This is a genomic window from Streptomyces harbinensis (assembly GCF_900116145.1).
In the GTDB taxonomy this organism is placed as follows: Bacteria; Actinomycetota; Actinomycetes; order Streptomycetales; family Streptomycetaceae; genus Streptomyces; species Streptomyces carpaticus.
Genome location: NZ_FPAB01000005.1, coordinates 502,536 through 526,789 on the forward strand (window position 1 = coordinate 502,536; position 24,254 = coordinate 526,789).

23 protein-coding genes and 1 pseudogene are annotated in these 24,254 nt (G+C 73.1%); 14 read left to right on the top strand and 10 right to left on the bottom strand.

Annotated elements, in window-relative coordinates; translation table 11 throughout:
* Window positions 1-25 precede the first annotated feature (25 nt).
* Genes BM385_RS17310 through tkt form a run of 7 tightly spaced genes read left to right on the top strand, consistent with a single transcriptional unit; the run spans window position 26 to window position 8,133 of the window.
* Window positions 26-1,426 carry an MFS transporter gene (locus BM385_RS17310; protein ID WP_019433334.1) on the top strand — a complete coding sequence of 467 codons (1,401 nt, stop codon included), beginning with the start codon at window positions 26-28 and terminating at the stop codon, window positions 1,424-1,426.
* Complete coding sequence (locus tag BM385_RS17315; RefSeq protein WP_093843591.1) at window positions 1,423-3,171, top strand: dihydroxyacetone kinase family protein; 1,749 nt, start codon at window positions 1,423-1,425, stop codon at window positions 3,169-3,171. The genes BM385_RS17310 and BM385_RS17315 overlap by 4 nt, the downstream gene beginning before the upstream one ends.
* Before the next feature lies 1 nt (window position 3,172).
* Window positions 3,173-3,652, top strand: coding sequence for a ribose-5-phosphate isomerase (locus BM385_RS17320; protein WP_019433336.1), 480 nt, complete (start codon window positions 3,173-3,175; stop codon window positions 3,650-3,652).
* Window positions 3,652-4,413, top strand: a complete 762-nt coding sequence (locus BM385_RS17325; RefSeq protein ID WP_093843592.1) for a triose-phosphate isomerase family protein — start codon at window positions 3,652-3,654, stop codon at window positions 4,411-4,413. Before BM385_RS17320 ends, BM385_RS17325 begins: the two co-directional genes overlap by 1 nt.
* Window positions 4,413-5,216, top strand: a complete 804-nt coding sequence (locus tag BM385_RS17330) for a sugar phosphate isomerase/epimerase family protein (RefSeq protein ID WP_093843593.1) — start codon at window positions 4,413-4,415, stop codon at window positions 5,214-5,216. The genes BM385_RS17325 and BM385_RS17330 overlap by 1 nt, the downstream gene beginning before the upstream one ends.
* The gene (locus tag BM385_RS17335) at window positions 5,213-6,082 is read left to right on the top strand and encodes a phosphogluconate dehydrogenase C-terminal domain-containing protein (RefSeq protein ID WP_019433339.1); all 870 of its coding nucleotides are present in this window, start codon (window positions 5,213-5,215) and stop codon (window positions 6,080-6,082) included. Before BM385_RS17330 ends, BM385_RS17335 begins: the two co-directional genes overlap by 4 nt.
* On the top strand, window positions 6,082-8,133 hold the full coding sequence (gene tkt, locus BM385_RS17340) for a transketolase (RefSeq protein ID WP_093843594.1): 2,052 nt from the start codon (window positions 6,082-6,084) through the stop codon (window positions 8,131-8,133). The genes BM385_RS17335 and tkt overlap by 1 nt, the downstream gene beginning before the upstream one ends.
* A 107-nt stretch (window positions 8,134-8,240) precedes the next feature.
* Here the strand turns inward: tkt and BM385_RS17345 are convergent, their stop codons facing one another.
* Both BM385_RS17345 and BM385_RS17350 read right to left on the bottom strand, forming a co-directional pair.
* Complete coding sequence (locus tag BM385_RS17345) at window positions 8,241-8,681, bottom strand: glutaredoxin domain-containing protein (protein ID WP_026047349.1); 441 nt, start codon at window positions 8,679-8,681, stop codon at window positions 8,241-8,243.
* Window positions 8,682-8,779: 98 nt separating this feature from the next.
* Window positions 8,780-9,355, bottom strand: coding sequence for a TetR/AcrR family transcriptional regulator (locus BM385_RS17350; protein WP_026047350.1), 576 nt, complete (start codon window positions 9,353-9,355; stop codon window positions 8,780-8,782).
* Between the two features lie 90 nt (window positions 9,356-9,445).
* Here BM385_RS17350 and BM385_RS17355 point away from each other — a divergent pair, with 90 nt between their 5' ends.
* Entirely contained in the window at window positions 9,446-10,276 is an 831-nt protein-coding gene (locus tag BM385_RS17355; RefSeq protein ID WP_019433343.1) for an oxidoreductase, read from the top strand.
* Window positions 10,277-10,437: 161 nt separating this feature from the next.
* Here the strand turns inward: BM385_RS17355 and BM385_RS17360 are convergent, their stop codons facing one another.
* Entirely contained in the window at window positions 10,438-10,659 is a 222-nt protein-coding gene (locus BM385_RS17360) for a DUF397 domain-containing protein (RefSeq protein ID WP_026047351.1), read from the bottom strand.
* Window positions 10,652-11,479 (bottom strand): helix-turn-helix domain-containing protein, encoded by an 828-nt coding sequence (locus BM385_RS17365; RefSeq protein WP_026047352.1) that lies wholly within the window; start codon window positions 11,477-11,479, stop codon window positions 10,652-10,654. Before BM385_RS17365 ends, BM385_RS17360 begins: the two co-directional genes overlap by 8 nt.
* Window positions 11,480-11,638: 159 nt before the next feature.
* On the opposite strand from BM385_RS17365, the gene BM385_RS27200 reads away from it, so the two are divergent.
* A complete protein-coding gene (locus tag BM385_RS27200) occupies window positions 11,639-11,806 on the top strand; it encodes a hypothetical protein (protein ID WP_175543016.1) in 168 nt (55 codons plus the stop codon).
* 38 nt (window positions 11,807-11,844) lie between these two features.
* Here BM385_RS27200 and BM385_RS28240 read toward each other — a convergent pair whose 3' ends face one another.
* Window positions 11,845-11,970, bottom strand: coding sequence for a hypothetical protein (locus BM385_RS28240; protein WP_259453509.1), 126 nt, complete (start codon window positions 11,968-11,970; stop codon window positions 11,845-11,847).
* A 74-nt stretch (window positions 11,971-12,044) separates the two neighbouring features.
* Between BM385_RS28240 and BM385_RS17375 the strand changes: the two genes are divergently transcribed.
* The gene (locus BM385_RS17375; RefSeq protein WP_139275187.1) at window positions 12,045-12,461 is read left to right on the top strand and encodes a hypothetical protein; all 417 of its coding nucleotides are present in this window, start codon (window positions 12,045-12,047) and stop codon (window positions 12,459-12,461) included.
* An 821-nt stretch (window positions 12,462-13,282) separates the two neighbouring features.
* On the opposite strand, the pseudogene BM385_RS17385 reads toward BM385_RS17375, so the two are convergent.
* The 5 genes and pseudogenes from BM385_RS17385 to BM385_RS17405 form a co-directional block, all read right to left on the bottom strand.
* Window positions 13,283-14,131 (bottom strand): annotated as a pseudogene (locus BM385_RS17385) (helix-turn-helix domain-containing protein).
* Window positions 14,128-14,865, bottom strand: coding sequence for a DUF6879 family protein (locus BM385_RS17390; protein WP_093843596.1), 738 nt, complete (start codon window positions 14,863-14,865; stop codon window positions 14,128-14,130). The pseudogene BM385_RS17385 and the gene BM385_RS17390 overlap by 4 nt, the downstream one beginning before the upstream one ends.
* Window positions 14,866-14,992: 127 nt before the next feature.
* Complete coding sequence (locus BM385_RS17395; RefSeq protein WP_093843597.1) at window positions 14,993-15,889, bottom strand: PadR family transcriptional regulator; 897 nt, start codon at window positions 15,887-15,889, stop codon at window positions 14,993-14,995.
* Window positions 15,890-15,901: 12 nt separating this feature from the next.
* Window positions 15,902-16,780, bottom strand: a complete 879-nt coding sequence (locus tag BM385_RS17400; RefSeq protein WP_093843598.1) for a DUF4097 family beta strand repeat-containing protein — start codon at window positions 16,778-16,780, stop codon at window positions 15,902-15,904.
* Between the two features lie 109 nt (window positions 16,781-16,889).
* Window positions 16,890-17,069 carry a DUF6104 family protein gene (locus BM385_RS17405; RefSeq protein WP_019433354.1) on the bottom strand — a complete coding sequence of 60 codons (180 nt, stop codon included), beginning with the start codon at window positions 17,067-17,069 and terminating at the stop codon, window positions 16,890-16,892.
* Window positions 17,070-17,213: 144 nt separating this feature from the next.
* Between BM385_RS17405 and BM385_RS17410 the strand changes: the two genes are divergently transcribed.
* The 4 genes from BM385_RS17410 (at window position 17,214) to BM385_RS27205 (ending at window position 24,235) form a co-directional block, all read left to right on the top strand.
* Window positions 17,214-17,609, top strand: a complete 396-nt coding sequence (locus tag BM385_RS17410) for a CU044_2847 family protein (protein WP_019433355.1) — start codon at window positions 17,214-17,216, stop codon at window positions 17,607-17,609.
* Window positions 17,606-19,780: a VMAP-C domain-containing protein gene (locus tag BM385_RS17415; protein WP_093843599.1), complete on the top strand. Its 2,175-nt coding sequence runs from the start codon at window positions 17,606-17,608 to the stop codon at window positions 19,778-19,780. Before BM385_RS17410 ends, BM385_RS17415 begins: the two co-directional genes overlap by 4 nt.
* A gap of 77 nt (window positions 19,781-19,857) precedes the next feature.
* Window positions 19,858-20,898, top strand: a complete 1,041-nt coding sequence (locus tag BM385_RS17420) for an AAA family ATPase (RefSeq protein ID WP_019433357.1) — start codon at window positions 19,858-19,860, stop codon at window positions 20,896-20,898.
* Window positions 20,899-20,902: 4 nt separating this feature from the next.
* Window positions 20,903-24,235, top strand: a complete 3,333-nt coding sequence (locus BM385_RS27205) for an SAV_2336 N-terminal domain-related protein (RefSeq protein WP_093843601.1) — start codon at window positions 20,903-20,905, stop codon at window positions 24,233-24,235.
* The last annotated feature ends 19 nt before the right edge of the window (window positions 24,236-24,254 follow it).

Genomic DNA, 24,254 nt, shown 5'->3' on the forward strand with positions numbered 1-24,254 from the left:
CTGTCCGGCGAGCCGAGGAGTCACCATGGGTGCTGTCGCCCCCGCCACCACGCCGGTGGAGAGATCCGCCATCCGGAAGATCTCGATCCGCCTGGTGCCCTTCGTGGCACTGATGTTCTTCGTGAACTACCTGGACCGCACGGCCATATCCTTCGCCGAGCCCAACGGCATGGGAGAGGATCTGGCCCTGACCGCCGCCCAGTTCGGGTTCGCGTCCGGGATCTTCTTCCTCGGCTACATCGTGCTGGAAGTGCCCAGCAACATGGCCCTGCACCGGTTCGGCGCCCGCCGCTGGCTGGCCCGGATCATGGTCACCTGGGGCATCGTGTCCCTGCTGTTCACCTGGGTGGACAACAGCGGCCAGCTCTACGTCCTGCGCTTCCTGCTCGGCGTCGCCGAAGCCGGCTTCTTCCCCGGCGCGATCCTCTTCCTCAGCCAGTGGGTGCCCGGCCGGCACCGCACCAAGGTCCTCGGGCTCTTCTACCTCGCCCAGCCGCTGACCACCGTCCTCGGCGCCCCGCTCGCCGGCTGGCTCATCGGCCACCACGGGCTGTTCGGCCTGGAGGGCTGGCGGGTGATGTTCCTGTTCGTGTCGATCCCCGCCATCGTGCTGGGCGTCATCGCCTGGTTCTACCTCAGCGACAAGCCCACCGACGCCAAGTGGCTCACCCGCGAAGAGCAGGAGTGGCTGACCACCAAGCTCGCCGAGGAGAGCGAGGGCAAGACCGGCGCCCGTGCCGGCCACGGCAAGGACGCCCTCAAGGCCGCCTTCGGCAACGCCCGGGTGTGGGTCCTGTCCCTGGTCTACTTCGGCTTCGTCTACGGCCTGTACGCGCTCGCGTTCTTCCTGCCGACGATCATCAGCGGCTTCCAGGAGCAGTTCGACACCACCTTCTCCGTGATGGACCGGGCCTGGATCACCGCCATCCCCTACCTGCCCGCCGCCGTCGCCCTCTACTTCTGGACCCGGCACGCCACCAAGCACGGCACCCGCACCTGGCACATCGCGGGACCCGCCGTCGTCGGCGGTCTCTCCATCCCGCTGGCCCTGTACATGGGCTCGCCCGCCGCCACCGTCGCCGTGATCACCGTCACCGCGTGCGCGATCTTCGCCGCGCTGCCCGTCTTCTGGTCGGTGCCCTCCCGGTACCTCACCGGGGCCGCTGCCGCCGCCGGTATCGCGCTGATCAACACGATGGGCAACATCGCCGGATTCGGCTCCAGCTACATCACCGGCTGGGTCAAGGACTGGACCGGCAGCTACACCGCATCCCTGTACCTGGTCGGCTTCTTCATGCTGCTGTCCGCCGTCCTGATCGTCTCGCTGGCCGCCCGTGAGCGCCGCACCGCCGCGACCGGCTCCGGCGCGGGCGACGGCGACGGTGAAGGCGGCGCGAGCCGTGAGCCCGTGGAGGCCGCCCGATGACCCGGCTGTTCAACGACCCCGCCGACTTCGCCGACGAGGCCCTGGCCGGCTTCGTCGCCGCGCACCGCCGCTGGGTCCGCCCCGTGACGGGCGGCGTGGTCCGCGCCGCCGGCACCCCGGCCGGGCAGGTCGCGGTGGTCATCGGCGGCGGCTCGGGCCACTACCCGGCCTTCTCCGGCCTGGTCGGCGCCGGCCTCGCCCACGGCGCGGCGGTCGGCAACGTCTTCGCCTCGCCCTCCGCCCAGCAGATCCGCGGCGTGGCCAAAGCCGCGCACGGCGGCGCAGGCGTGCTGCTCATGTACGGCAACTACGCGGGCGACGTCCTGCACTTCGGGCAGGCCGCCGACCGGCTGAACGCCGAGGGCGTACCCACCGCCACCTTCGCCGTCACCGACGACATCTCCAGCGCCCCGGCCGACCAGGCCGCCAAACGGCGCGGCATCGCCGGCGACCTGCCCGTCTTCAAGGCGGCGGCAGCCGCCGCCGAGGCCGGGCAGCCGCTGGCGGAGGTGGCGCGGATCGCCGCCCACGCGAACGCCCGTACCCGCTCCTTCGGCATCGCCTTCTCCGGCTGCACCCTGCCGGGCGCCGACGAGCCGCTGTTCACCGTCCCCGCCGGGCGGATGGCGGTCGGCCTCGGCATCCACGGGGAGCCCGGCATCGGCGAGGCGGTCCTGCCCACCGCCGACGAGGCCGCCGAACTGCTGGTGGCCGGTCTGCTGAAGGAACTGCCCGACGGCGTCACCGCCCCGGCCGGGAACCGGGCGGCCGTCATCCTCAACGGCCTCGGCTCCGTGAAGTACGAGGAACTGTTCGTCGTCTACCGCCGCGTCGCCGAACTGCTCCAGGAGGCCGGCGTCACCGTCGTGGAACCCGAGGTCGGCGAACTCGTCACCAGCTTCGACATGGCCGGTGTCTCCCTCACCCTCACCTGGCTCGACGCACAACTCGAACCGCTGTGGACCGCGCCCGCCGACACCCCCGCCCTGCGCAAGGGCGCCGTCGCCCCCGCCGCCGCGGGCACGGCGGCGGCGGCGCCGGAGAGCACGCCGGAGACCGAGGACGACGCCCTCCCGCAGGGCACCGCTGCCTCCCGCGAGACCGCCGTCACCGCCGCCGCCGCACTGCGCGCCGTCGCCGCCACCGTCGCCGAGCACGCCGAGGAACTCGGCCGCATCGACGCGGTCGCCGGCGACGGCGACCACGGCATCGGCATGCTGCGCGGCGCCACCGCCGCCGACGCCGCAGCCCGCGACGCCGCCGAACGGGGCGCGGGCGCCGGGACCGTACTGCACCGGGCCGCCGACGCCTGGGCCGACCGGGCCGGCGGCACCTCCGGCGCGCTGTGGGGCACCATCCTGCACGCGGTCGGCGACGCCCTCGGCGACGAGGAACGCCCCACCGCCGCCACCGTCGCCGCCGGCGTCACCCGCGCCGGCGAGGAGGTACGCCGGGTCGGCGGCGCCCGGGTCGGCGACAAGACCATGGTCGATGTCCTGGTGCCGTTCGCCGACACCCTGGCCGCCGCCACCGGCGCCGGCGACCGGCTCGCCGCCGCCTGGGACCGGGCGGCCGGCGCCGCCGGCGAGGCCGCCGCCGCGACCGCCGACCTGCTCCCGCAGATGGGCCGCGCCCGCCCGCACGCCGAGAAGTCCCTCGGCACCCCGGACGCCGGCGCCCACTCGCTCGCCCTCATCGTGCGCGCCGTCCACGGCGTGCTGTCCGACACCACCGAGGAACACTGAGATGACCGACAAGCTCCGCATCGTCATCGGCTGCGACGACGCCGGCTACCAGTACAAGGAAGCCCTCAAGAAGGATCTGGAGGCCAGCGAACTGGTCGCCTCGGTCACCGACGTGGGCGTGGACGCCGACGGACACACCGCCTACCCGACCATCGCCATCGCCGCCGCCGAGATCGTCGCGCGCGGCGAGGCCGACCGCGCGCTGCTGGTGTGCGGCACCGGCCTCGGCGTGGCCATCGCCGCCAACAAGGTCAAGGGCATCCGCGCCGTCACCGCGCACGACTCCTTCTCCGTCGAGCGCGCCATCCTCTCCAACAACGCCCAGGTCCTCACCTTCGGCCAGCGCGTCATCGGCCTCGAACTGGCCCGCCGCCTCGCCCGCGAATGGCTCACCTACCGCTTCGACACCGCCTCGGCGTCGGCCGGCAAGGTCCAGCTGATGTGCGACTACGAGGACCGGCCGGGGACCGAGGCCGCCTGATGTCCACACCCGCTGCCCCGCCCGTGCTGCTGGGGGTGAGCCTGAAGATGTACTTCGGCCACCACCGGACCCTGCGCTGGGCGGAACAGGTCGGACGGCTTGCCGCCCGCCACCCCGTCACCACCTCCGGCGCCGCCCGGCTGTTCGTGCTGCCCGCCTTCCCCGCCATCGTGCCGGTCGCCGCCGTCCTGGAGGGCACCGGCGTCGCCGTCGGCGCCCAGGACATCGCCACCGAGGACAGCGGCCCCTACACCGGCGAGGTCGGCGGCCCCTCGCTCGCCGAGATCGGCTGCGCCTACGCCGAGGTCGGCCACGCCGAACGCCGCCGGCTGTACGGCGAGGGCGACACCGTGGTGGCCGCCAAGACCGCCGCCGCCCTGCGCAACGGCCTCACCCCCGTGCTCTGCGTCGGCGAACGCGACCGCGTCGCCCCCGACGAGGCCGCCCGCCGCACCGTCGCCGAAACCGAGCGCCTGCTGTACGGCCTCACCGGCCCGGTCACCGTCGCCTACGAGCCCCAGTGGGCCATCGGCGCCCCCGAACCCGCCTCGGCCGAGCACATCACCACCGTGTGCGCCGGGCTGCGCGGCTGGCTGGACGCCCAGCCGCAGCACGCCGGCTCCACCGTCATCTACGGCGGCAGCGCCGGCCCCGGCCTGCTCGGCCGGATCGCGCCCGCCGCCGGCGGCCTCTTCCTGGGCCGCTTCGCCCACGACGTGGCCGCCGTCGAAACCATCCTCGACGAACTGGCGGTGGCGTGATGGCGTACGGCATCAGCACCTACGCGTACTTCTGGCGCATCTCCGAGCGCGCCCCGCGCCCGCTCACCCTCCCCGAGATGCTCGCCGACACCAAAGCGCTGGGCGGCGAGGTCTTCCAGATCTGCGACTATCCGCTCATCGAGGGGTACGACGCGGCCCGGCTCGCCGACCTGCGGGCCACCGCCGCCGACCTCGGCCTGCGCCTGGAACTGGGCACCCGGGGCGTACGCACCGCACACCTCCTGCGCTACCTGGAGATCGCCGAGGCCCTCGGCGTCACCCTGGTGCGTTCCATGCTCAACACCGCCGACCACCGGCCCAGCACCGACGAGGCGGTGGACCTGCTGGCCCCGGCCGTCCAGCGGTACGCGGCGAGCGGGGTCACGCTCGGCCTGGAGACCTACGAGCAGGTCTCCACCGATGACCTGCTCACCGTCGTCCGCCGCGTGGACCGCCCGCAGCTGGGCGTCGTCCTCGACCCCGGCAACAGCGTGGCCCGCCTGGAGCGGCCCGCCGACGTCGTGGCGGCCACCGCCCCGTACGTCGTCAACATCCACGTCAAGGACTTCTCCTTCACCCGCCGCGACGGCTGGATCGGCTTCACCTACGCCGGCTGCCCGCTGGGCGAAGGACTCCTGGACTACGACGGCATGATCGCCGCCGTCCGGCCGCACGAGCGCGGCCTGAGTCAGATCGTCGAACACTGGCTGCCCTGGCAGGACGAGGGCTTCGAAGCCACCGCCCGCCGGGAGGACCAGTGGACCCGGCACAGCATCACCACCCTTCTGAGGAGCGCGTCATGACCACCGAGTCCCCGTCCACCACCCCCACCGTCGCCGTGATCGGCGCCGCCGGCAAGATGGGCCAGCGCGTCTCCAACAACCTCGTCGACAGCGACTTCCAGGTGCTGTTCAGCGAGGCGTCCCCCAAGGGGCAGGAGCTGATCCGGAGCCTCGGCCGCGAGCTGACCGAGTCCGCCGACGCCGCCGCCCGCGCGGACGTCGTCATCCTGGCCGTGCCGGACGTCGTCCTGGGCGCCGTCTCCGCCGAACTCGTCCCGCTGATGAAGCCCGGCACCGTCGTCCTCACCCTGGACCCGGCCGCCGCCTACGCCGGACTGCTGCACGAGCGCGCCGACATCCACTACGCGTGCGCCCACCCCTGCCACCCCTCGGTGTTCCTGGAGCGCACCACCAAGGAGGAGTGGGCCGACACCTTCGGCGGGATCGCCGCGCCGCAGGAGGTCGTCGCCGCGTACGAGGGCGGGGACGCCGCCAAGCAGGAGCTGGCCGAGTCCGTCATCCGCGTCATGTACGCGCCGGTCGTGGACGTGCACTGGGTGACGGTCAAGCAGCTCGCCGTCCTGGAGCCGACCCTGGTGGAGACCATCGCCTGCATGGTGGGCGCGCTGCTCACCGAGGCGCTGCACGAGACCGTGCACACCGTCGGCGTACCGGAGAAGGCCGCCCGCGCGATGCTGCTGGGCCACACCCAGGTGGCGCTGGCCAACACCCTCAAGGGCTCCAACCCGTTCTCGGACGCCTGCCTGATCGCCATGGACTACGGCCGCGAGTCGATCGTGCGCGAGGACTGGAAGAAGGTCTTCGAGGACGAGGAACTGGACAAGGTCATCACCCGGATGCTCAAGATCAAGGAAATCAAGCGCTGATGACCGTCCCCGACTTCACCTGGTCGGAGCTGGACCGCCGGGCCGTCGACACCGCCCGCGTGCTGGCCGCCGACGCCGTACAGCACGCGGGGCACGGCCACCCGGGCACGGCGATGACCCTGGCCCCGGCCGCGTACACCCTCTTCCAGAAGGTGATGCGGCACGACCCGGCCGACCCCGCGTGGCCGGGCCGCGACCGGTTCGTCCTGTCGGCCGGGCACGCCTCGCTGACGCTGTACATCCAGCTGTACCTGGCCGGGTTCGGCCTGGAGCTGGACGATCTGAAGGCGTTCCGCCGGCACGGCTCGCTGACCCCGGGTCACCCGGAGTACGGGCACACCGCCGGGGTGGAGACCACCACCGGGCCGCTCGGGCAGGGCGTGGCGAACGCGGTGGGCATGGCGATGGCCGCCCGCTACGAACGTGGCCTGTTCGACCCGGACACGGCGGTGGGCCGTTCGCCGTTCGACCACTTCGTCTACGCGATCGCGGGCGACGGCTGCCTCCAGGAGGGCATCGCGGCGGAGGCGTCCTCGCTCGCCGGGCACCAGAAGCTCGGCAACCTGATCATGCTGTGGGACGACAACCACATCTCGATCGAGGGCGACACCGTCACCGCCGTCTCCGAGGACACCGCCCTGCGCTACGAGGCGTACGGCTGGCACGTCCAGCGGGTGGAACCGCTGGAGAACGGCGACATCGACCCCGCCGCCCTGCACGCCGCCGTCCGCGCCGCGCAGGCCGTCACCGACAAGCCGTCGCTGATCGCGCTCCGTACGATCATCGCCTGGCCGGCCCCGAACGCGCAGAACACCGAAGCCGCGCACGGCGCCGCGCTGGGCGCGGCGGAGGTCGCGGCCACCAAGCGGGTGCTGGGCCTGGACCCCGATCAGTCCTTCGAGGTCGCGGACGAGGTGATCGCGCACGCGCGCGGCGCCCTGGCACGCGGCCGGGAGGCCCGGGCCGCCTGGGAGAAGGACCTCGCCGCCTGGCGCACCGCACAGCCCGAGCGGGCCGCCGTCTTCGACCGCGTCAGCGCGGGCGAACTCCCCGAGGGCTGGGAATCCGCACTCCCCTCCTTCGAGACCGGCACCAAGGTCGCCACCCGCGCGGCGTCCGGCCAGGTCCTCAAGGCCCTGGGCGCGGTCATCCCCGAACTGTGGGGCGGCTCGGCCGACCTGGCCGGCTCGAACAACACGACGATCGACGCCGGTTCGTCCTTCCTCCCGGAAGGCAACCCGCTGCCGGAGGCCGACCCGTACGGCCGCACCATCCACTTCGGCATCCGCGAACACGCCATGGCGGCCGAGCTGAACGGCATCGCGCTGCACGGCAACACCCGCGCGTACGGCGGCACCTTCCTGGTGTTCTCCGACTACATGCGCAACGCGGTGCGGATGTCCGCGCTGATGGGGCTGCCGGTCACCTATGTGTGGACGCACGACTCGATCGGCCTCGGCGAGGACGGCCCCACCCACCAGCCGGTGGAACACCTCGCCTCGCTGCGGGCCATCCCCGGCCTGAACGTGGTCCGCCCGGCCGACGCCCACGAGACGGCGATCGCCTGGCGCGAGGCCCTGCGCCGGGGCACCCCGCACGGGCTGGCGCTGAGCCGGCAGGGCCTGCCGGTGTACGAGCGGAACGAGGACGCGGCGCGTGGCGGTTACATCCACACCGAGGCAACCGGCGGCACACCGCGGGCGGTGCTGATCGCCACCGGCTCCGAGGTCCAGCTGGCGGTCGCCGCCCGCGACCTGCTCCAGGCCGAGGGCATCCCCACCCGCGTGGTGTCGATGCCGTGCGTGGAGTGGTTCGAGGAGCAGGACCGGTCCTACCGGGACGCGGTCCTGCCCCCGGCCGTCCGCGCCCGGGTCGCGGTGGAAGCCGGGGTCGCCCTGACCTGGCACCGCTACACGGGCGACGCGGGCCGGATCGTCTCGCTGGAACACTTCGGCGCCTCGGCGGACGGGGCCACGCTCTTCCGCGAGTACGGCTTCACCCCGGAAGCCGTCGCGGAGGCGGCCAGGACGTCACTGGCCGACGCCTCCTGAACCCCGGGCGCCCACGCACCGCATCCCTCGCTGCGCGGGCGCCCGGTCCAGCGGGCGGCGCGCCGCCGGGAGTCGGGCGTCAGGAGCCGGGTGTCGGCTGCCGGGTGTCAGGATCCGGCGGCGGAGAGCTGCCGGCGCACCCAGGCGGGGGCGGGATTGGTGTGCGGTCGGCCCCCGACGACGACCGTCGGCACGGTCTCGTTGCCGTCGTTGACCGCCCGCACCGCCTCGGCGGCCTCCGGATCGCGCCAGATGTTCACCCAGTGCAGCCGCCGGGCCCGGCCGGCCAGCCGAAGACGCAGTCGCAGGCAGTACGTACAGCCGGGCCGCCAGTAGACGACCGGCCGGCCATCGGCGGCGCTGCGGCGCCGGGCCTCCGCCGCACCGACCGACATCGGGAAGGCCAGCGGCGAGAACACCGCCGCGAGCAGCAGAAACAGCAGCAGCGTGACCACGGCCCCGACGGGGCTCCCGTCCAGGAACCGCGCCGTCGCGACGGCCGCCCCGCCGAGCAGGTACACGGCCGGCCAGGCCCAAGTGCGCTTCATGACACTGCAGGCTACCGACGCCAGTGTACGAACCGGCGCTACCGGCCGACTCTCGTCATCATCTGTCGCCGACGCCCGAGGTGCCCAACCCGCTGGGATCAGTCTCCCTCCTGTCGGGCCCGTGTGGTCAGACCCGGGATGACGAGCGTGAGCCATCGGGCTCGGGCGGGTTCGGGCTGGTCGATGGGGGCGGTGGAGAAGATCAGGTAGATGTCGTTGACGGTGATGTCGGGGTGGATGTCACCGTCCTGCCGGCCTGCTGAGATCAGGGCGGTGACGGCGCGGCCGGCGCGGTCCTCGTCGGCGCGGTCACCCGGTTCGGCGCCCAGGGACTGGGCCGCTGCCTTCACGGCACGGTCGGTGACGGACAACTCGATCACGCGGCCGAGGAAGGCCGTCAGCTCGTCCGCGGCGCGGGCACCGGCGGCGACACGGCCGACGGCGGCTTCGGCGTCGTCGGCCACCCGGGAGACATGGGCGCCCACGACTGCGGCGACCAGGTCCGTCTTGGTGGGGAAGTGGCGGTACAGCGTCCCGACGGCCACCCCGGCGGCGGCCGCTATCTCCTCCATGCCGACATCGGGCCCGTGGGCCGCGATCTGCCCACCCGCCGCGGAAAGGATCTTCTTACGGTTGCGGACCGCATCTGCGCGCGGTGCCCTGGCCTGACCCACCTGGATGGACCTCCTCCACTTGCATAAAGATGAATGCTGATTCAGGATAGATAGTGAATCTGCATTCATCTTAGTCATGAGGACCCCACCATGCCCACCAAGACCGCCCTCGTCACCGGTGCCTCCTCCGGCATCGGCGAAGCCACCGCCCTCAAGCTGCGGGAGCTGGGCTTCACCGTCTACGGGGCCGCCCGGCGTACCGACCGTCTGCAATCGCTGGCCGAGCGCGACATCCGCCCCCTGACCATGGATGTCACCGACGAGGACTCCCTGCGCACGGGCGTCGACCGCATCGTCACCGACACCGGCCGGATCGACGCTCTCATCAACATCGCCGGCTACGGCTCCTACGGAGCGCTCGAAGACGTGCCCATGGACGAGGCCCGCCGCCAGTTCGAGGTCAACGTCTTCGGGGCCCTGCGCCTGACCCAGCTCGTGCTGCCCCACATGCGCGCCCAGCGCGCCGGCACCATCGTCAACATCACGTCCATGGGCGGCAAGATCTACACACCCCTGGGTGGCTGGTACCACGGCACCAAATTCGCCCTCGAAGCGCTCAGCGACTGCCTCCGCCTGGAGGCCAAGCCCTTCGGCATCGACGTCGTCGTCATCGAACCCGGCGGCATCGCCACCGAATGGGGCGCCATCGCGGCCGACAAACTCGAAGAAGCCTCTGGCAACGGCCCCTACGAGGACCAGGCCAAGGCCGTCGCCTCCTCGCTCCGCTCCGAGGCCAACGCCTCGCGCAACTCCCCGCCCTCGGTCATCGCCGACGCCATCGGCAAAGCCGTCACAGCACGCCGCCCCAAAACCCGCTACGCCACCGGCTTCGGTGCCAAACCCCTCATCTCCCTGCGCCGCATCCTGCCCGACCGCGCCTTCGACAGCGTCATCTCCCGAGCCGTCCGCCTGCCCCGCTGAACAAACCCGAGCGGGCTCGGCTTCCCGAAATCGGGCGGGGGGGATCGTCGATCGCCGGACATGATCTCGTCCCTGAGATCTGCGGCGATCCGTTCCCGCAGAGGCCGCCGATCAGCGGCCCGGGCCGCTTCCACGCACCGGCAGACAGGGGAAGTATCGCGCTAGGCGATTTCGCCGTCCCGCACGGCGGTGACGAACTGCTGCCAGGGCCCCGCGGCGAAGACGAGCGTGCCGCGCGTCCGGTCCTTCGTGTCCCGCACACCCTGCCGCCCGGTGCCATCGGGGGCCATGCGGCCTCCCAGACGGGCAACGGCCACGCACTGGCCGCCGTTTGAACCGCTGTAGGACGACGTGACCCACTCTGCGGCGCTGAGGTCAGTCACTGCCGTAGTCCTCCATTCGTACCGTCCGAATCATCGCGAGTGACGCGTCGGGTGAGAGCGCGTGGGCTCGCAGGCGATCGTACGTGGCCTGTTGAAACGCGACCGTTGACGCCTTCTGATGGAGCTTGCCACCGGTCGCGTCATCCGTCCAAAGTACGGGCTCGGAGCTGGCGAATCCCAGCAGGGTGAATGAGAGGGTGTGGGCCGCTGCGGCCCCCGCCGTGAACGGCAAAACTTGGAGATCGACGCGGGGCCCCGATGCCAGATCCAGCAGGTGGTCAAGCTGACTTCGCATCACGGCGTGGCCACCGACCACTGTGCGCAAACACGCTTCATGCAGCACGACCCAGAGGCTCAGGTCGGGTGATTCGAGGGCATCCCGGCGACGCATGCGTCCGTCAACCTTGCCTTCGATGACTCCCGGTTCCTCACGCGGATGCCCCGCGCGGAAGATCGCTCGGGCGTATGCGTCGGTTTGCAGCAGTCCCATGAGGCACGCAGCCGAGTAGTCGAGTATCCAAGAAGCACGGCGTTCCAAAGCCAGATATGGCTCGAACCACGTCGGGGTGCCGCTCTCCTGGAGGCTCGCGTAGAGCCGGGTGAACAGCCCACCCGTGGCGAAGACCTTGTCGCACCCGGCGATGAAGTCGGCGCTGGGCTGCTGCTTCCCCGCCTCGACCTTGCTGACGTAGCCCTCGGAGTAGCCCGTTCCCAGCCCCAGGTTCTTCTGCGTCAGCTTGCGGCCCAGCCGCACTTCTTTGACTTCCCGGCCGAATCGCTGACCAGGAGTCAAGTAGTCCTCTGCCGCTTCCTCGTTCAAGCTCGTGACCTCCGCTGATGCAAGCACCACGCGCCATTTGACGGGACAGGAACTTGCGGATCCATGCTCAAGCCATCCCCAGCATAGTGCTCCTGTGTTGGTCTGGTCACAGCAAGTGCTCTCCCGGAGCCAGCAAGCCCCAACAGTGGCAGGTGACTTATGACCACCGTGATCCCCGACCAGCCGCAAGAGCCGCCCGAGCCGCCCGACGTTCCGCCTCAGGAAGCGACCGACGTGCCGACCGACGAGGAGGCCGTGACGGTGATCGCCGCCGCGCGGGCGTGGTTGGTGGCCATCGGCTATCGGCGGCCGGGGGCCGACCGGTGAGCGGGGGGTGGGCGTGGTCGGTGCCGATAACGGCCGACTCAGTGCAGGTCGGTGACGCGATCAGCGTCGGCGGCCGGACGCTGATCGTCGCGGATCTGTGCCAGCTCCCGGGTGGTGCGGGCAAGATGGTCCGTTTCCACAGTGGGGAGCGGCTGACGCTGCATCCCCGGTCCGTGCTCGTGGCCACCCGGATCGGGCCGCCGCCTGTCCGCGCCTACCGGCGGCGGGGGGCCGAGCGGTGACCCCGGTGCCCCGGCTGCCGGACCTGATCCACGCCGACGACCGGCCCGTTCCGCCGCGCCTTGGCGATGGAGCGGACTGGGTGCTGGGCCGCTGCTGGCTCTGGTGTGCCAACCGGTACACCTGGGTGCTGTGGCTCGGGCCCGCGTCCACCACCGGGCATCACGCGTCGCTCTACGCGTGCGAGTCCTGCGTGGACCGGCTGCACCACACGATCATCGACTACAGCGAAGCCATGGCCGACGCCCCCACGGACGCCACCGGCATCCGCGTCCCCCTCTACCTCAGCCCCAAGGACCCACCCCGGCCCGGCTCGCTGTTCTACCGCCAGGCGCGGCACCGCCGCCCCCGCACGGTGCTCGGCCGGCTGTGGCACCGCCTGATCACCGGCCGCGACGCGCCACCGTCCCGGTAACCGATGGCTGTGTGGCCGAGTGCGGCGGCTCATTCCACACCACAGACCCGGTCGCGTTGTCCGCACCGGGTCTGTGCCGGGGAATCCCTGCGGTTTGCTCCGAGTGCGGCCAGGCCGCAGCTGTGACCCTCGATGATGGCGCGCTCACCCGCGAACCGATCGGCGCGGCCGTTTCCTCCGGAGCCGTGGCGTCAGCCCCCGCCTTGCAGCCGATCCAGCGCAGCGCACCACCGACAGGCCCCTCACCAGGCCGAATCGTCCATATCAGGTGTCGGAGCAGCGTGGAGGGCGAGATCCCGGTACGGCAGGTCAATGGTGGGGCTCGGTTGAATGCGTGCATGGCTTCATCCAGCGCCACAGAGGTGACTCCGGGGGCCTCCACCAACGTCAGACGGACGTCGTCCGGGAGTGGGATGGAGGAGAACTGGGAGGCCAGGTAAGCGATGGCGGAGCCTCCGCCGGGGCCGACCTCCACGAGGTGGGGACTGTGGTGACGGATCCGCCGGAGAGCTTCCAGCATGAGGAACGCCTTCTCCTCGCCGTGTGTGTTGGCCGCGACATCGAGGTAATCGGATGAGGTCTTCAAGGCGGTGGAAAACGTCGGACCCGGCACGTCCACTCCTCATTGAGCGCGGTCGGCTGCGGTGGTGTGTCCGCCGGCTGATCGGGGACGAGATGGGTGTCGGCTCGTAACCCGGGCCCCGCGGATACCGGCAGAGCGGCAATGGCTCCTGGACAGGACCGTATGCTGGGCTGCCACCCCTCGGCGCGCGCATTGCTCCGGATTGTGCGAGGCCCTGCCGGGGCTTGCGACTGATTGCCTACGAGGGACCAAGAGCGGATCGCGCGCGGCCGATCAGACGCCGAGCCGGGGCGCCGTACACAGCGGACTCCTCGAGCCACTGCCAAGCCCGCTCGTACACGTCCACATCGTCATCGCCTGTCAACCACAACTCTTCGCTGATCGTCTCCACGATGACGAGCCGACGGTCGTAGATCCAGAAGGCGTGCGGCGCCGTCCGGCGCAGTCGCGCACCGAAGGGGATGATCCCCACCTCGATGCGCTGTTGACCCACGAGGTTGAAGAGCCGGCCCAACTGCTGCGCCATGACCTCGACGGGACACGGCCGGTGGTACAGGGCTGCCTCGCAGAGAAGGAACTGGAACGTCTTATCCAGGTCGTACAGGGCCTCTTGCCTGCGCATACGCTTCGCGACGGCCGCGTCGGTCGTTCCGGGGATGCGGCGAAAGCCTGCGACGGAGTCGAAGACGACATGAGCGTACTCGGGTGTCTGGAGCAGGCCCGGTATCCGGGACACCTCCAGGGCGCGGATCCGGCGGGTGCTCTCGGTCAGGCGGACCGCGATCTCCTGCCGCCCCTGGAGGCCGCCGGCCAGTTGCCTGCGCCATGACCGGTAGCGCTGTTTCAGGTCGAGGCCGGCCAGGAGGCCGTGCAGTTCCTGTTCGACATCCGGCCGGTCAAGGGCTTACGCCCACGCGCTCAGGTCGCTGCGGCTGGGTGTCTGCTTGCCGTTCTGCATGCGGCTGACCTTCGAGGGCTGCCAGCCAAGACGCGTGGCAAGGTCCTTCCCCTTCAGTCCCGCCTCGGTGCGCAGTTCCCGCAGGCGCGCACCGAGGGCCTCGCGGGCCGTCTGGAAGTCGGTCGTCACTCCGTCGAAGCTACCTCGCGCGCGAACTCTCCGGTGGGCACGGCGTGATGCCAGGCAGCATCCCGGGCTTGGCAGGCGGCGAGCACTTCTGCGGGGTCCTCGGTAACGTGCACCCCGAGCGTGGTGTCTCCCTCGTCGAACACGAGCCGGGCCACGATCGTGGAGTCGAACAGCCAGAAATCGAACTCCGGCAGGCGAAGCCGCTCGGCCTGTGCACGGGTGAGATTGCGGATGTCCTCACCGGCCGAGACATTGCCAGGCGCGCTCGCGAGCAGGAACCGCTGCCCCTCCGTGGGCGGGTCATCCACCAGGCGGACTCGAGCGAACCGTTTTCCGAGCCTCGTCTGTGCGGTGACATTCTCCAGCCAGCCGCTGGCTTCGTCGGTGATGCACTCACCTCTCTGCCAGCGCGTCCACTTCGGGCTGCGCCGGTCGGAGGCATATCCGCGGCGGGTCTCCAGCCGCCAGGCGGTGTGCCGGAACTCACGGAAGAGGTGGGCGATCGAGGCGAACGGACGCAACGCGGGTGCCTCGGTTCTGGGCGCGTACCGGGTGAGCAGGCTGCGCGGGACCCGCACGAACGTCTCGGACGGCTTGACGTCTCGCAGTTGCACCAGATGTCCGGGGTCGGTCTCGCGTTCACCCTGGACAAGGACATCGTCCGTGCCCTCGATCTCGTACAAGGTGGGGCAGTCGCCTTCGTCACTGGTCGTGCCGATCAGCCTGAGCGTCATGGAGCCTCCGTTATCCGGACGTTGGTTGTCCAGAATGCGCGCAATGGCATGTCGGCGCGCGTTGATTGCGGCAGATTGCGCGGGAAGGAGCGCAACTGCTGATGGCGCGCAACCACTGGGGCAACGATCACGGAGCGTCGTGCCGGGCGTCCTCCCTGCGCAGCAGGGCGACCACCTCGGCGGCCGTGGTCGCCAGGCGGTCGCGGGCGGTGGTGAGCTGGGCGGGGGTGACGCCGTGGTCGCGGGCGGCGTCGCGGATGTCGTCGCGGAAGCGGTCCAGCAGGCGTTCCAATTCGCGGGCGGCCTCCGCCGAGGTCTCGGTGTCCGCGTGGTCGCCGGGGGTGGGCTCGGGGCCGGGGCCGGCGGGCTGCTCGTGGCCGCCCATCCAGGGGACGTAGGGGGCGTATACGCCGGGGCCCCAGCCGCTCAGGCCGTGGCTGAGGCCGTCCAGGCCGACCCGGACCGCGCCCTGCCAGTCGCCTGCCGCGGCGTGCGAGCGGACCTGCTCCTGGAGCCGCTGGGCCGCCTGCTCGAACTCGGAACGGACCTCCTCGCGGGCCGCTTTCGCCTCCTGGCGGGCGCGGCGGGCCTCGTCCCTCGCCCGGCGGGTCTCATCCCGCCGGCCCGCCGCGCCGCCGCGCGCCTGGGCGGCGGCCTGGCGCATCTCCTGGCGCAGGTCGTGCGCGGAGCCGCTGACGTCCTCCCGGATGCCGTCGGCCAGTGCGGTGAGCGAGGCGTTGATCTCCCGCTCCAGTGCGGCCAGTTCATCGGCTCTGGCGGCCAGCTCCCGGCGGCCCTCGGCCGTCAGGGAGTAGACCTTCCGGCCGCCCTCGTCGGTGTGGGTGACCAGCCCTTCCGCCGCCAGCTTCGCCAGCCGGGGGTAGACCGTGCCGGCGGAGGGCGCGTACCGGCCGTGGAAGCGTTCCTCCAGGAGGCGGATGACCTCGTACCCGTGCCGGGGGGATTCGTCGAGCAGCTTGAGCAGGTACAGCCGCAGGCGGCCGTGACCGAAGACGGGGGGCATGGCGGGGGTCCTTTAAACGGGGAAGGCGGAGGCAGGGGCGGGGGAGGCGTCCTGCTCGTGGGCGGCGGGCGGGCGGCGCAGCACGGTGATGCCACCGGAGACGGTGCTGCACGTCAGCCGCCCGGCGCCGGAACCGAGGACGCCGGTGAGCTGCTTGGGGCCCCAGGGGCCGTGCACCGACAGCTCGGGGAAGGCGCTGGAGACGGCCCCGCCGACCGTGTTCCCGGCGACGGTGAGGCCGATCGACGCGGGCAGCCGCAGCGCCACGTCGCCCGAGACCGAGGTGATCGTGAGGTCGGCGACGTCGCCGGACGGCAGGAGGTCCAGGGCCAGTTCGCCGCTGACCGTGTCGGCGTGCAGCGCGGGGCCGCGGCCCTCCACCACCGTGAGCCCGCCCGAGACCGAGGTGAAGGTGAGCGGGCCGCCGAGCGACTGGGCCTCCACATGCCCCGAGACCGTGTCGGCCGTGACCGCGCCGGCCAGGCCGACCAGCGTGGTCTGCCCGGTGACGCCGCGCACCTCCGCGTCCGCGCGGACGCCGCTGACCACGGCCGACGCGCTCACGGTGCCGGCCGAGAGCCGGCAGTCGGCCGGGACTCTGATCGACACCACGGCCGCGCGCTTCATCAGCCGGCGCGGGCGCTTGGGCCAGCCCTTGAGGAAGCTCTGCCAGGGCAGGTCGTCGTAGCCGACCGTCAGCCGCCCGCCCTCGCGCTCGACGATCAGCGGCTCGCCCGTCACCTCGGTGATCTCCACCTCGGCGGTCGGGTCGCTGGTCCCCACCACGTTGACCGTGCCGCCGACGAGGCGGACGCGCAGCTCGCGGACGGGGTGCTCCTCGAAGGTGAGGGTCTGCGGTGCTGAGACCTCCCACCGGGACGTGGCGGCCATGGGTCCTCCTCCATGCATCACGGCACACGACGATATATCGTGTCGCTTCTCAGAACACGATATATCGCGTTGGGGGGAAGTCAAGACCTGTCGCGACAGGTCACCCTTCTCAGTCGTCCTCCTCGTCGTCCAGCCGCGCCAGCCACGTCGCGAGCCGCTCCACCGGCACCTCGAAGTCCGGGTTGAGATCGGTGAACGTCCGCAGCTGCTCGGCCACCCAGCCCAGGGTGACCTCCTCCTCGCCGCGCCGCCGCTCCAGCTCCTCGATGCCCCGGTCCGTGAAGTACACGCCTGCTCCCGTCGGAAAAAGAATGAAGAGAAAACCGAACGAAACCACCAGGATAGGCGGGCTTCCCCAAGCCACTCGCGCCTGTCGGTGGTGCCCGCTAACCTGCAAGGCACCAGCAGTCGCGAGCGACCACGGGGGGCCTCGATGAGCAAGGGCATCACCGAGATCAGCCTGCCGGACGGCACCCCCGTTCTGGCCCGGGTCTCCGGCATCGAGGAACTGCACCGCCCCACCGCCCCCGGCGGCTACGTCGACACCGGCATCGCCGATGCCGCCGTCGCCCGCCTCGACAGCCTGCGCGGCCTGATCGGCGGCGTCGCCGCCTCCCTCGCCGAAGGACTGCGCGGCGTGCGCCCCGATGAGGTCAGCGTCACCTTCGGCGTCGAACTCACCGCCCGCGCCGGGAAGATCGTCGGCCTGCTCGCCGACGGCGAGACCAAGGGCTCCCTCACCGTCACCCTCAGCTGGCAGGGCGCCCCGCCCGCCACCCCCGACCCCGCGCCCGCCCCACCGGGCCAGCGCCAGGGGGAGGCCGCATGAGCCCGTACGAGGGCACGGGGGGCGCACAGGGCGAGGACGTACCCCACATCGAGACCCTGTTCCGGCTCCTCAGCTCCGCCACCGTACGCATCCATGCCGCGCCCGAGGGGTATGCCGAGGGCGTGTCCGGCGCGACACCCTGGGGCAGCGGCTTCTTCGTCGCCCCGGGATGGGTGCTCACCTGCGCCCATGTCGCACTTCGCGGGGGAAGAGACGAGGGAGGCAAGCGCGAAGTGGGCCTGAGCTTCGAGGAGACGGGCGACGGCGGGGCCACCGTCACGCACACCGTGCGCGGCCTCGTCGAATGGGCCCAGCCCGAGCACAGCCCGCCCGGCGACATCTGGCCGGGGCCCGACCTCGCCCTCGTCCGGGTGCTCAACCCACCGCCCCACCCCTGCGTCTGGCTCAGCGAGCGCACCGCCCGCTTCACCCTCCAGGACGTCTACTTCTTCGGCTGGGGACAGCTCGCCGGCTCCGCGAGCCCGGTCGGCCCCGTCGACGGCCGCTGCACCGTCACCGGCCAGTACGGCACCGACGGCTGGCTCAAGCTCGGCAACCAGGACGAGATCCCGCACGGCGTCTCCGGCGGCCCCGTCGTCGACCTCTCCCGCGGCGAGGTCATCGGCGTCGTCAAGGCCTCCCGCTCGGCCGGCCGCGACGGCGGACTCGCCACCTCCATCGTCCAGTTACGCCGGATCGCCCCGCCCGCCGGCACGGTCGCCGCCGAGACCGAGGACACCTACCAGCACGTCATGCACGCCCATGACCGCTACCACGCCCAGCGGCACCGCGACGACGAGACCACCCGCGACACCTGGACCGACATCCAGGGCCCGCTGCGCGCCACCGCCCGGCGCGCCCTCACCGCCGGCCGCCGCGCCGAACTCCTCGGCCTGCTCGCCGAACTGCCGCCCCCGCTCTCCACCGCCCGGCTCGACGAGATCATCGCCCAGCTCACCGGCCGCCGCTACGACGGCATACTCCCCGCCCCGCGCGGCTGGCGCGACGGCCTGGGCATGCTCTACGACCCCCGCCCCGGACTTCGCGAACTCGACGCCGTGCTGCGCTACGCCGTGTACGCCGCCACCGCCGACCGCCCCTACCCCGCCCCCCGGGGCAGCGAACGCCGGCTGTGGGACTGGATCAGCTCCACCGCCGCCGGCGCCGAACTCGACCGCTGGTCCCGCCGCCGGCTGCGCGAGGAGTGGACCGAGCGGCTGTCCGCCCGCCGCGCCTGGCAGCACGACCCCTGGCCCGCCCTCGGCCACGCCGGCGCCGCCCCCGCCGCGCTGCCCGACCCCGCCGACGACGCCCCGCGCCCGTACGTCCTGCTGGAGATCACCCAACAGGGCTGGGAACGCAGCCGCTACGACTGGCGGGTGTGCGTCACCGGGCCCACCGGCGAACGCACCCCCATCGACGGCGAGGACCGCGTCCTCGGCCCCGGCGAGCCCTCACCGCGGCTGCGCGCCGTGCTCACCGAGGCGTTCCGGCGCGGGGACGAGCCGGGCCGCCCCGTCCCGCTCCAGGTCTCCCTGCCCTACGCCCTGCTCGGCTTCCCCGTCGACGAATGGCGGCTGCCCCACGACGGCCCGCAGCTCGGCGAACAACGCCCCGTCGTCGTCCGCTGCGCCGACCTCCCCTCCGCCGGCCCCGCCCCCGAGCAGGAGCCCGGCCACGAACACGGGCACGAAAGGGGCCACGAACCCGGCCACGAAAGGGGCCTGCCCCGGCACACCCGCTGGTCCGCCCTGCACACCGGCCCGATGCGCCCCGACCTCCTCGACTGCGCCGGAAACCACCCGGCCCCGCTCCCCACCTCCGCCGCACTCGGCGGCCGGCCCCCGGAGACGGTGCCGGTGCTCTGCCGCACCAGCACCCCCGGCGGCGACCCCGAAGCCCTGCGCCACGTCCTGGCCGCCGGCTACGACGTGGTGCTGTGGCGCCGCGAGATCTCCGCCCGCGAACTCACCTGCACCGACTTCCACGGCCAGGTGACCCGCACGGTCACCGGCGTACGCCGGGCCGGCGCACTGCCCACCGCCGTGTGGCGGCTGCGCGCCCAGGCCGCCGCCGAGGCGCCCGAGGCCGAATGGTCGCGCGGGCTCGCCCTCCTGTACGCCGACCCCGGGCACGCCACCGGGTACGACGACCCCCTGGAGATCCCGTGAGCGGCGACCGCCCGCCACGGGGCCGCCCCCGCCGCACAGCACCTGGCCGACCGAGTGACAGTGACGAGGAGAGCGCCGTGGCAGCCACCGACTCCACCCCGGACCCCGAACGCGAATGGCTGATCTACCGGGGGGCCGGTGAGCCGCACGACCGCATCCGGGCGCTGCCCAAGCCGCCGCCGTGGCGCGACTTCGACGGCCGGCCGCTGGTCGCGCCAGGCCCCGACACCGACAGCTCCTCCACCCGCAGGCTCGGCACCTACCGGCACCTCGCCGAGATGCACCGGCCCAGCGCCGAGGAGCTGGAGATCATCAACGCCGCGCTCTATCTGCGCCGCCCGCTGCTGGTCACCGGCAGCCCCGGCACCGGCAAGAGCACCCTCGCGCACGCCGTCGCCTACGAACTGGGCCTGGGCCGGGTCCTGCACTGGCCCATCGTCAGCCGCACCACCCTGGGCGACGGGCTGTACCACTACGACGCCATCGCCCGCCTCCAGGACACCCAGATCGCGGCCGGCAGCCGCGCCGCCGGCGTCCCGGCGCCCCGCGTCGGCGGCATCGGCAGCTATCTGCGGCTCGGCCCGCTGGGCACCGCGCTGCTGCCCACCGCCACCCCCCGGGTGCTGCTCATCGACGAGCTCGACAAGAGCGACATCGACCTGCCCAACGACCTCCTCAACGTCCTGGAGGAGGGCTGGTACGCCATCCCCGAGCTGGAGCGCGTCGCCGACCGCGAGCCGGAGGTGGAGGTCCTCAACGACGACGGCGTGAAGGTCACCGTGCGCGACGGCCGGGTGCGCTGCAACGCCTTCCCGTTCGTGGTGCTCACCAGCAACGGCGAACGCGACTTCCCCGCCGCCCTGCTGCGCCGCTGCATCCACCTGGAGCTGACCAAGCCCGACCACGAACGGCTCGCCTCGGTGGTGCGCGCCCAGCTCGGCGACCGGCTCGCCCACCTCGGCGACGACATCATCACCCGCTTCCTGGAGCGCTCGCGCACCGAACAGCTGGCCACCGACCAGCTGCTGAACGCCATCTACCTCACCCACCACGCCGAGCAGCCGACCCGCGACCGGCTCGCCGACCTGCTCATCCAGCGCCTCGACCGGCCGAGGTGACGTCATGGGGGACAAGCGGGCCGCCCGCCACCGCGATCAGCTGGCCGAACTGATCGACGGCCTGCGGCAGGCCGGTCTCGAACCCGGCTCCCGGGAACTGGCCGAGGCGCTGTGGCTGGCCGGGCACCTCACCCCCGGGGAGCCGGCCACCGGCCCGGGCCCGTCCGGCGACGCCTCCGCACCGCGCGAGAGCGCCCCCACCCCGGACCACCGCCCCGGGTTCGGCGACGGCCCCGGACCCGCCCCCGACCGGTCCGCGCCGGAGGCCGGAAATCGCGCCGAGCGCCGGGCCTACCGGGATGATGAGCCCGTGCCGCTCTACCCCGACTACGCCGTGACCCCCGTCCAGGACCCGCCGGCCCCCGGCGACGCCCTGCGCGTCGGCGTGCCCGAGGCCAGAGCCCTCCCCTCCCTCCTCGAACTCGAACGCGCCCTGCGCCCCCTCCAGCGCTGCCGCCCCGCCGCCCCGCCGCCCGCCGGACCGGCCCGGCTCACCCTGGACGAGACCCGCACCGCCGAGAACACCGCCCGGGCCGGCGGCCTGCTGCTCCCCGCCTTCCGCCCCACCGGCCGCCGCGACCTCGAACTCCAGCTGCTGATGGACACCACCTCCGCCATGCGGGTGTGGCAGCGGCTCCTGGGCGAACTCGCCGACGTCTTCGGCCGCATCGGCGCCTTCCGCGACATCCAGGTCCACTACCTGCACACCCTGCCGGACGGCTCCATCGGGGTGAGCGGCCACTTCGACACCGACCCGGCGGGCCGGGACGGCGTGCTGCGCCCCGCCCGCCGGCTGCTGGACCCCACAGGACGCCGGCTGACCGTCGTGGTCAGCGACTGCGTCGGCCCGCTGTGGCGCGGCGGCGCCGCCCACCGGCTGCTGCACCGCCTCGGCCGGTACGGGCCGACCGCCGTCGTCCAGCCGCTGCCCGCCCGGCTGTGGGCGCGCACCCGGCTGCCCGCCAGCCACGGCGCGCTGCGCCGCGCCGAGGGCCCGGCCGCCGGCGCCCGGCTCCGCTTCACCCCCGACGACCCGGGCCACCGGCCGCCGCCCGGCGCCACCCCCGTACCGGTCCTGCCGCCCACCCCCGCCGCCCTCGGCTCCTGGGCGCGGCTGCTGTCCGGCGGCAGCGCCGCCCCGGTGCCGGCCGCCGTCGGCTGGGTACGTCCCGACCAGCCCGCCGCGCCCCCGGCGCGCCCCGGCAGCCGGTCCCGGCCCGCCGGCGAACTGATCGCCCGGTTCCGCGCCACCGCCTCGCCCGGCGCCACCCGGCTCGCCGTCCATCTCGCCGCCGCCCCGCTGTTCCTGCCGGTCATGCAGCTCATACAGCGCACCATGCTGCCCGGCACCGGCCCGGCCGAGCTCTCCGAGGTGCTGCTCAGCGGCCTGCTGCGGCGCGCCGGGGACGGCACCGGCGCGGACGGCCTGTGGTACGAGTTCGCCGACGGGGTACAGGAGGAACTGCTGCGCTCGCTCGGCCAGGACGAGGCGATGCTGGTCCTCAAGCACTGCTCGGCGTACGTCGAGGCCAGGTTCGGCAAGGGCGGCCCCAACTTCCCCGCGCTCGCCCTCGCCCAGCTGACCGGTGGCCGGCTCACCCCGGTCCCGTCGGCCGGGGGCGACCCGGAGGGCGAGCCGGAGCCGGGCGGCACCGGGCCGGCCCGCTCCCCGCAGCCGTTCGCCGAGGTCGCCGCCAAGGTGCTGCGCCGCTTCCTGCCCGGCACCCCGCAGCCGGGCGCGCCGGCCCCGGAGACACCCCCGGCGGTCAGCGACGCGCTGCGCCGCTCCCGGGAGCTGACCCGGCGGTTCGAGGACGACGGCGCGCTCCAGCATCTGCTGGACGCGGTGTGGCAGTTGGAGCGGGCCACCGACCAGCAATGGCTGGACGGCCGCTCCACCGACCCCGAGCTGTACGGAGAACTCGCCACCCAGCTGCTGCGGCTGTGGCGCCAGCAAGGCGAGGCCGACCTGCTGGAGCGCGCGCTGCGGGCCGCCCGTACCGCCGCCTCGCACCTGGACTCGCTGCCGGCCCGCACGGTGCTGGCCCGGGTGCTGCACGCCGCCGCGGGAGAGCGCCGCGAGGCCGGGGACGAGCGGGCCGCGCTGGAGCTGTGGCGCGGCGCCGACCGGGAGTTCGCCGCCGTGTGCGCCACCCCGGGGCTGCCGCCCGCCGAGGCGCTGGGCATCGCGCTGGAGCGGGTGCGGGTGCTGGAGGAGCAGTGGCGGCTCGGGCACGACGCGGGGCTGCTCCAGGAGTGCGTGGGCATGCTGGAGGCGATCGCGGACGCCTGGCCGGCGGGCGAGGCCGAGCCCAGCGGCCTCGCCCTGGCGCACGGCCGGGTGCTGCTGCGGCTGGCCGGGGCGGCGGCCGAGGAGGAGAACACGGAGGCCGCCGCCGTGTACGCCGAGCAGGCGGCCCGGTCGCTGGAGCGCGGCGGGGCGGCCCAGCGCGCCGAGTCGGCGCCGGTGCCGGCCCGGGTGCGCACCGAACTCCAGCTGGTCGACGCGCTGCTGCTCACCGCGAGCCGCTGGCAGGAGGCCGACAAGCACATCACGCTCGCCCGGCAGCTGACGGACGACCGGCGGCAGCGGGCGGCGGCCCTGGTGCGCGCCGGGCGGCTGGGCGTGCGCCGCTACCGGGCGCAGGGCGGGGCGGGCGATCTGGAGCAGGCGGCGCACTGGTTCGCCGAGGCGGCCAGGGCGGTGCCGCGCGACCGGCCGGACTACAGCGATCTGATCGCCGAGTGGGGCCAGGTGCTGCTGGAGCGCTCGGCCCTGCCGGAGGGCGGCGCGTACATCGGGCAGGCCATCCGGGTGCTGCGGGACTGCCGGATGGAGACCCCGGCCGGCGATTCGCGGCTGCCGGGGCGGCTGCTGATGCTGGGCCGGGCCCTGATGGCCCGCTACCGGGCCGCGGTGGACCTGGTGGACCTGCGCGAGGCCGAGCATCTGTTCTCGCTGGCGGCGCACGGCGCGGACGAGGCGATGACCCGGGCCAGGGGCTGGTTCGAACTGGGCGAGGCGCACCGGCACATCTACGGGCACAGCGGCAGCCCCGAGCGTCCCGAGCAGGCGGCGGAGGCGTACCGGCGGGCGGCGGCCGAGGCGCTGCGGGCGGAGCGCGCCGCCGCCCCGGAACGGGCCGCCGCGCCGATCCGGCTGGCGGCCACCGCGCAGCACCAGCGCGGCACGGTGTACCGGGCGGCGGGCCGGCCGCGCGCCGCGCAGGACGCGTTCCGGGCCGCGCTGGAGCAGTGGCGGCGGCTGCCGAACGGTCAGGAGGCGGGGGAGCGCAGCGCCCGGGCGCTCGCGGAGCTGACGTTTCCCCGGACCTGAGCGCGGGCATCTGGGATGG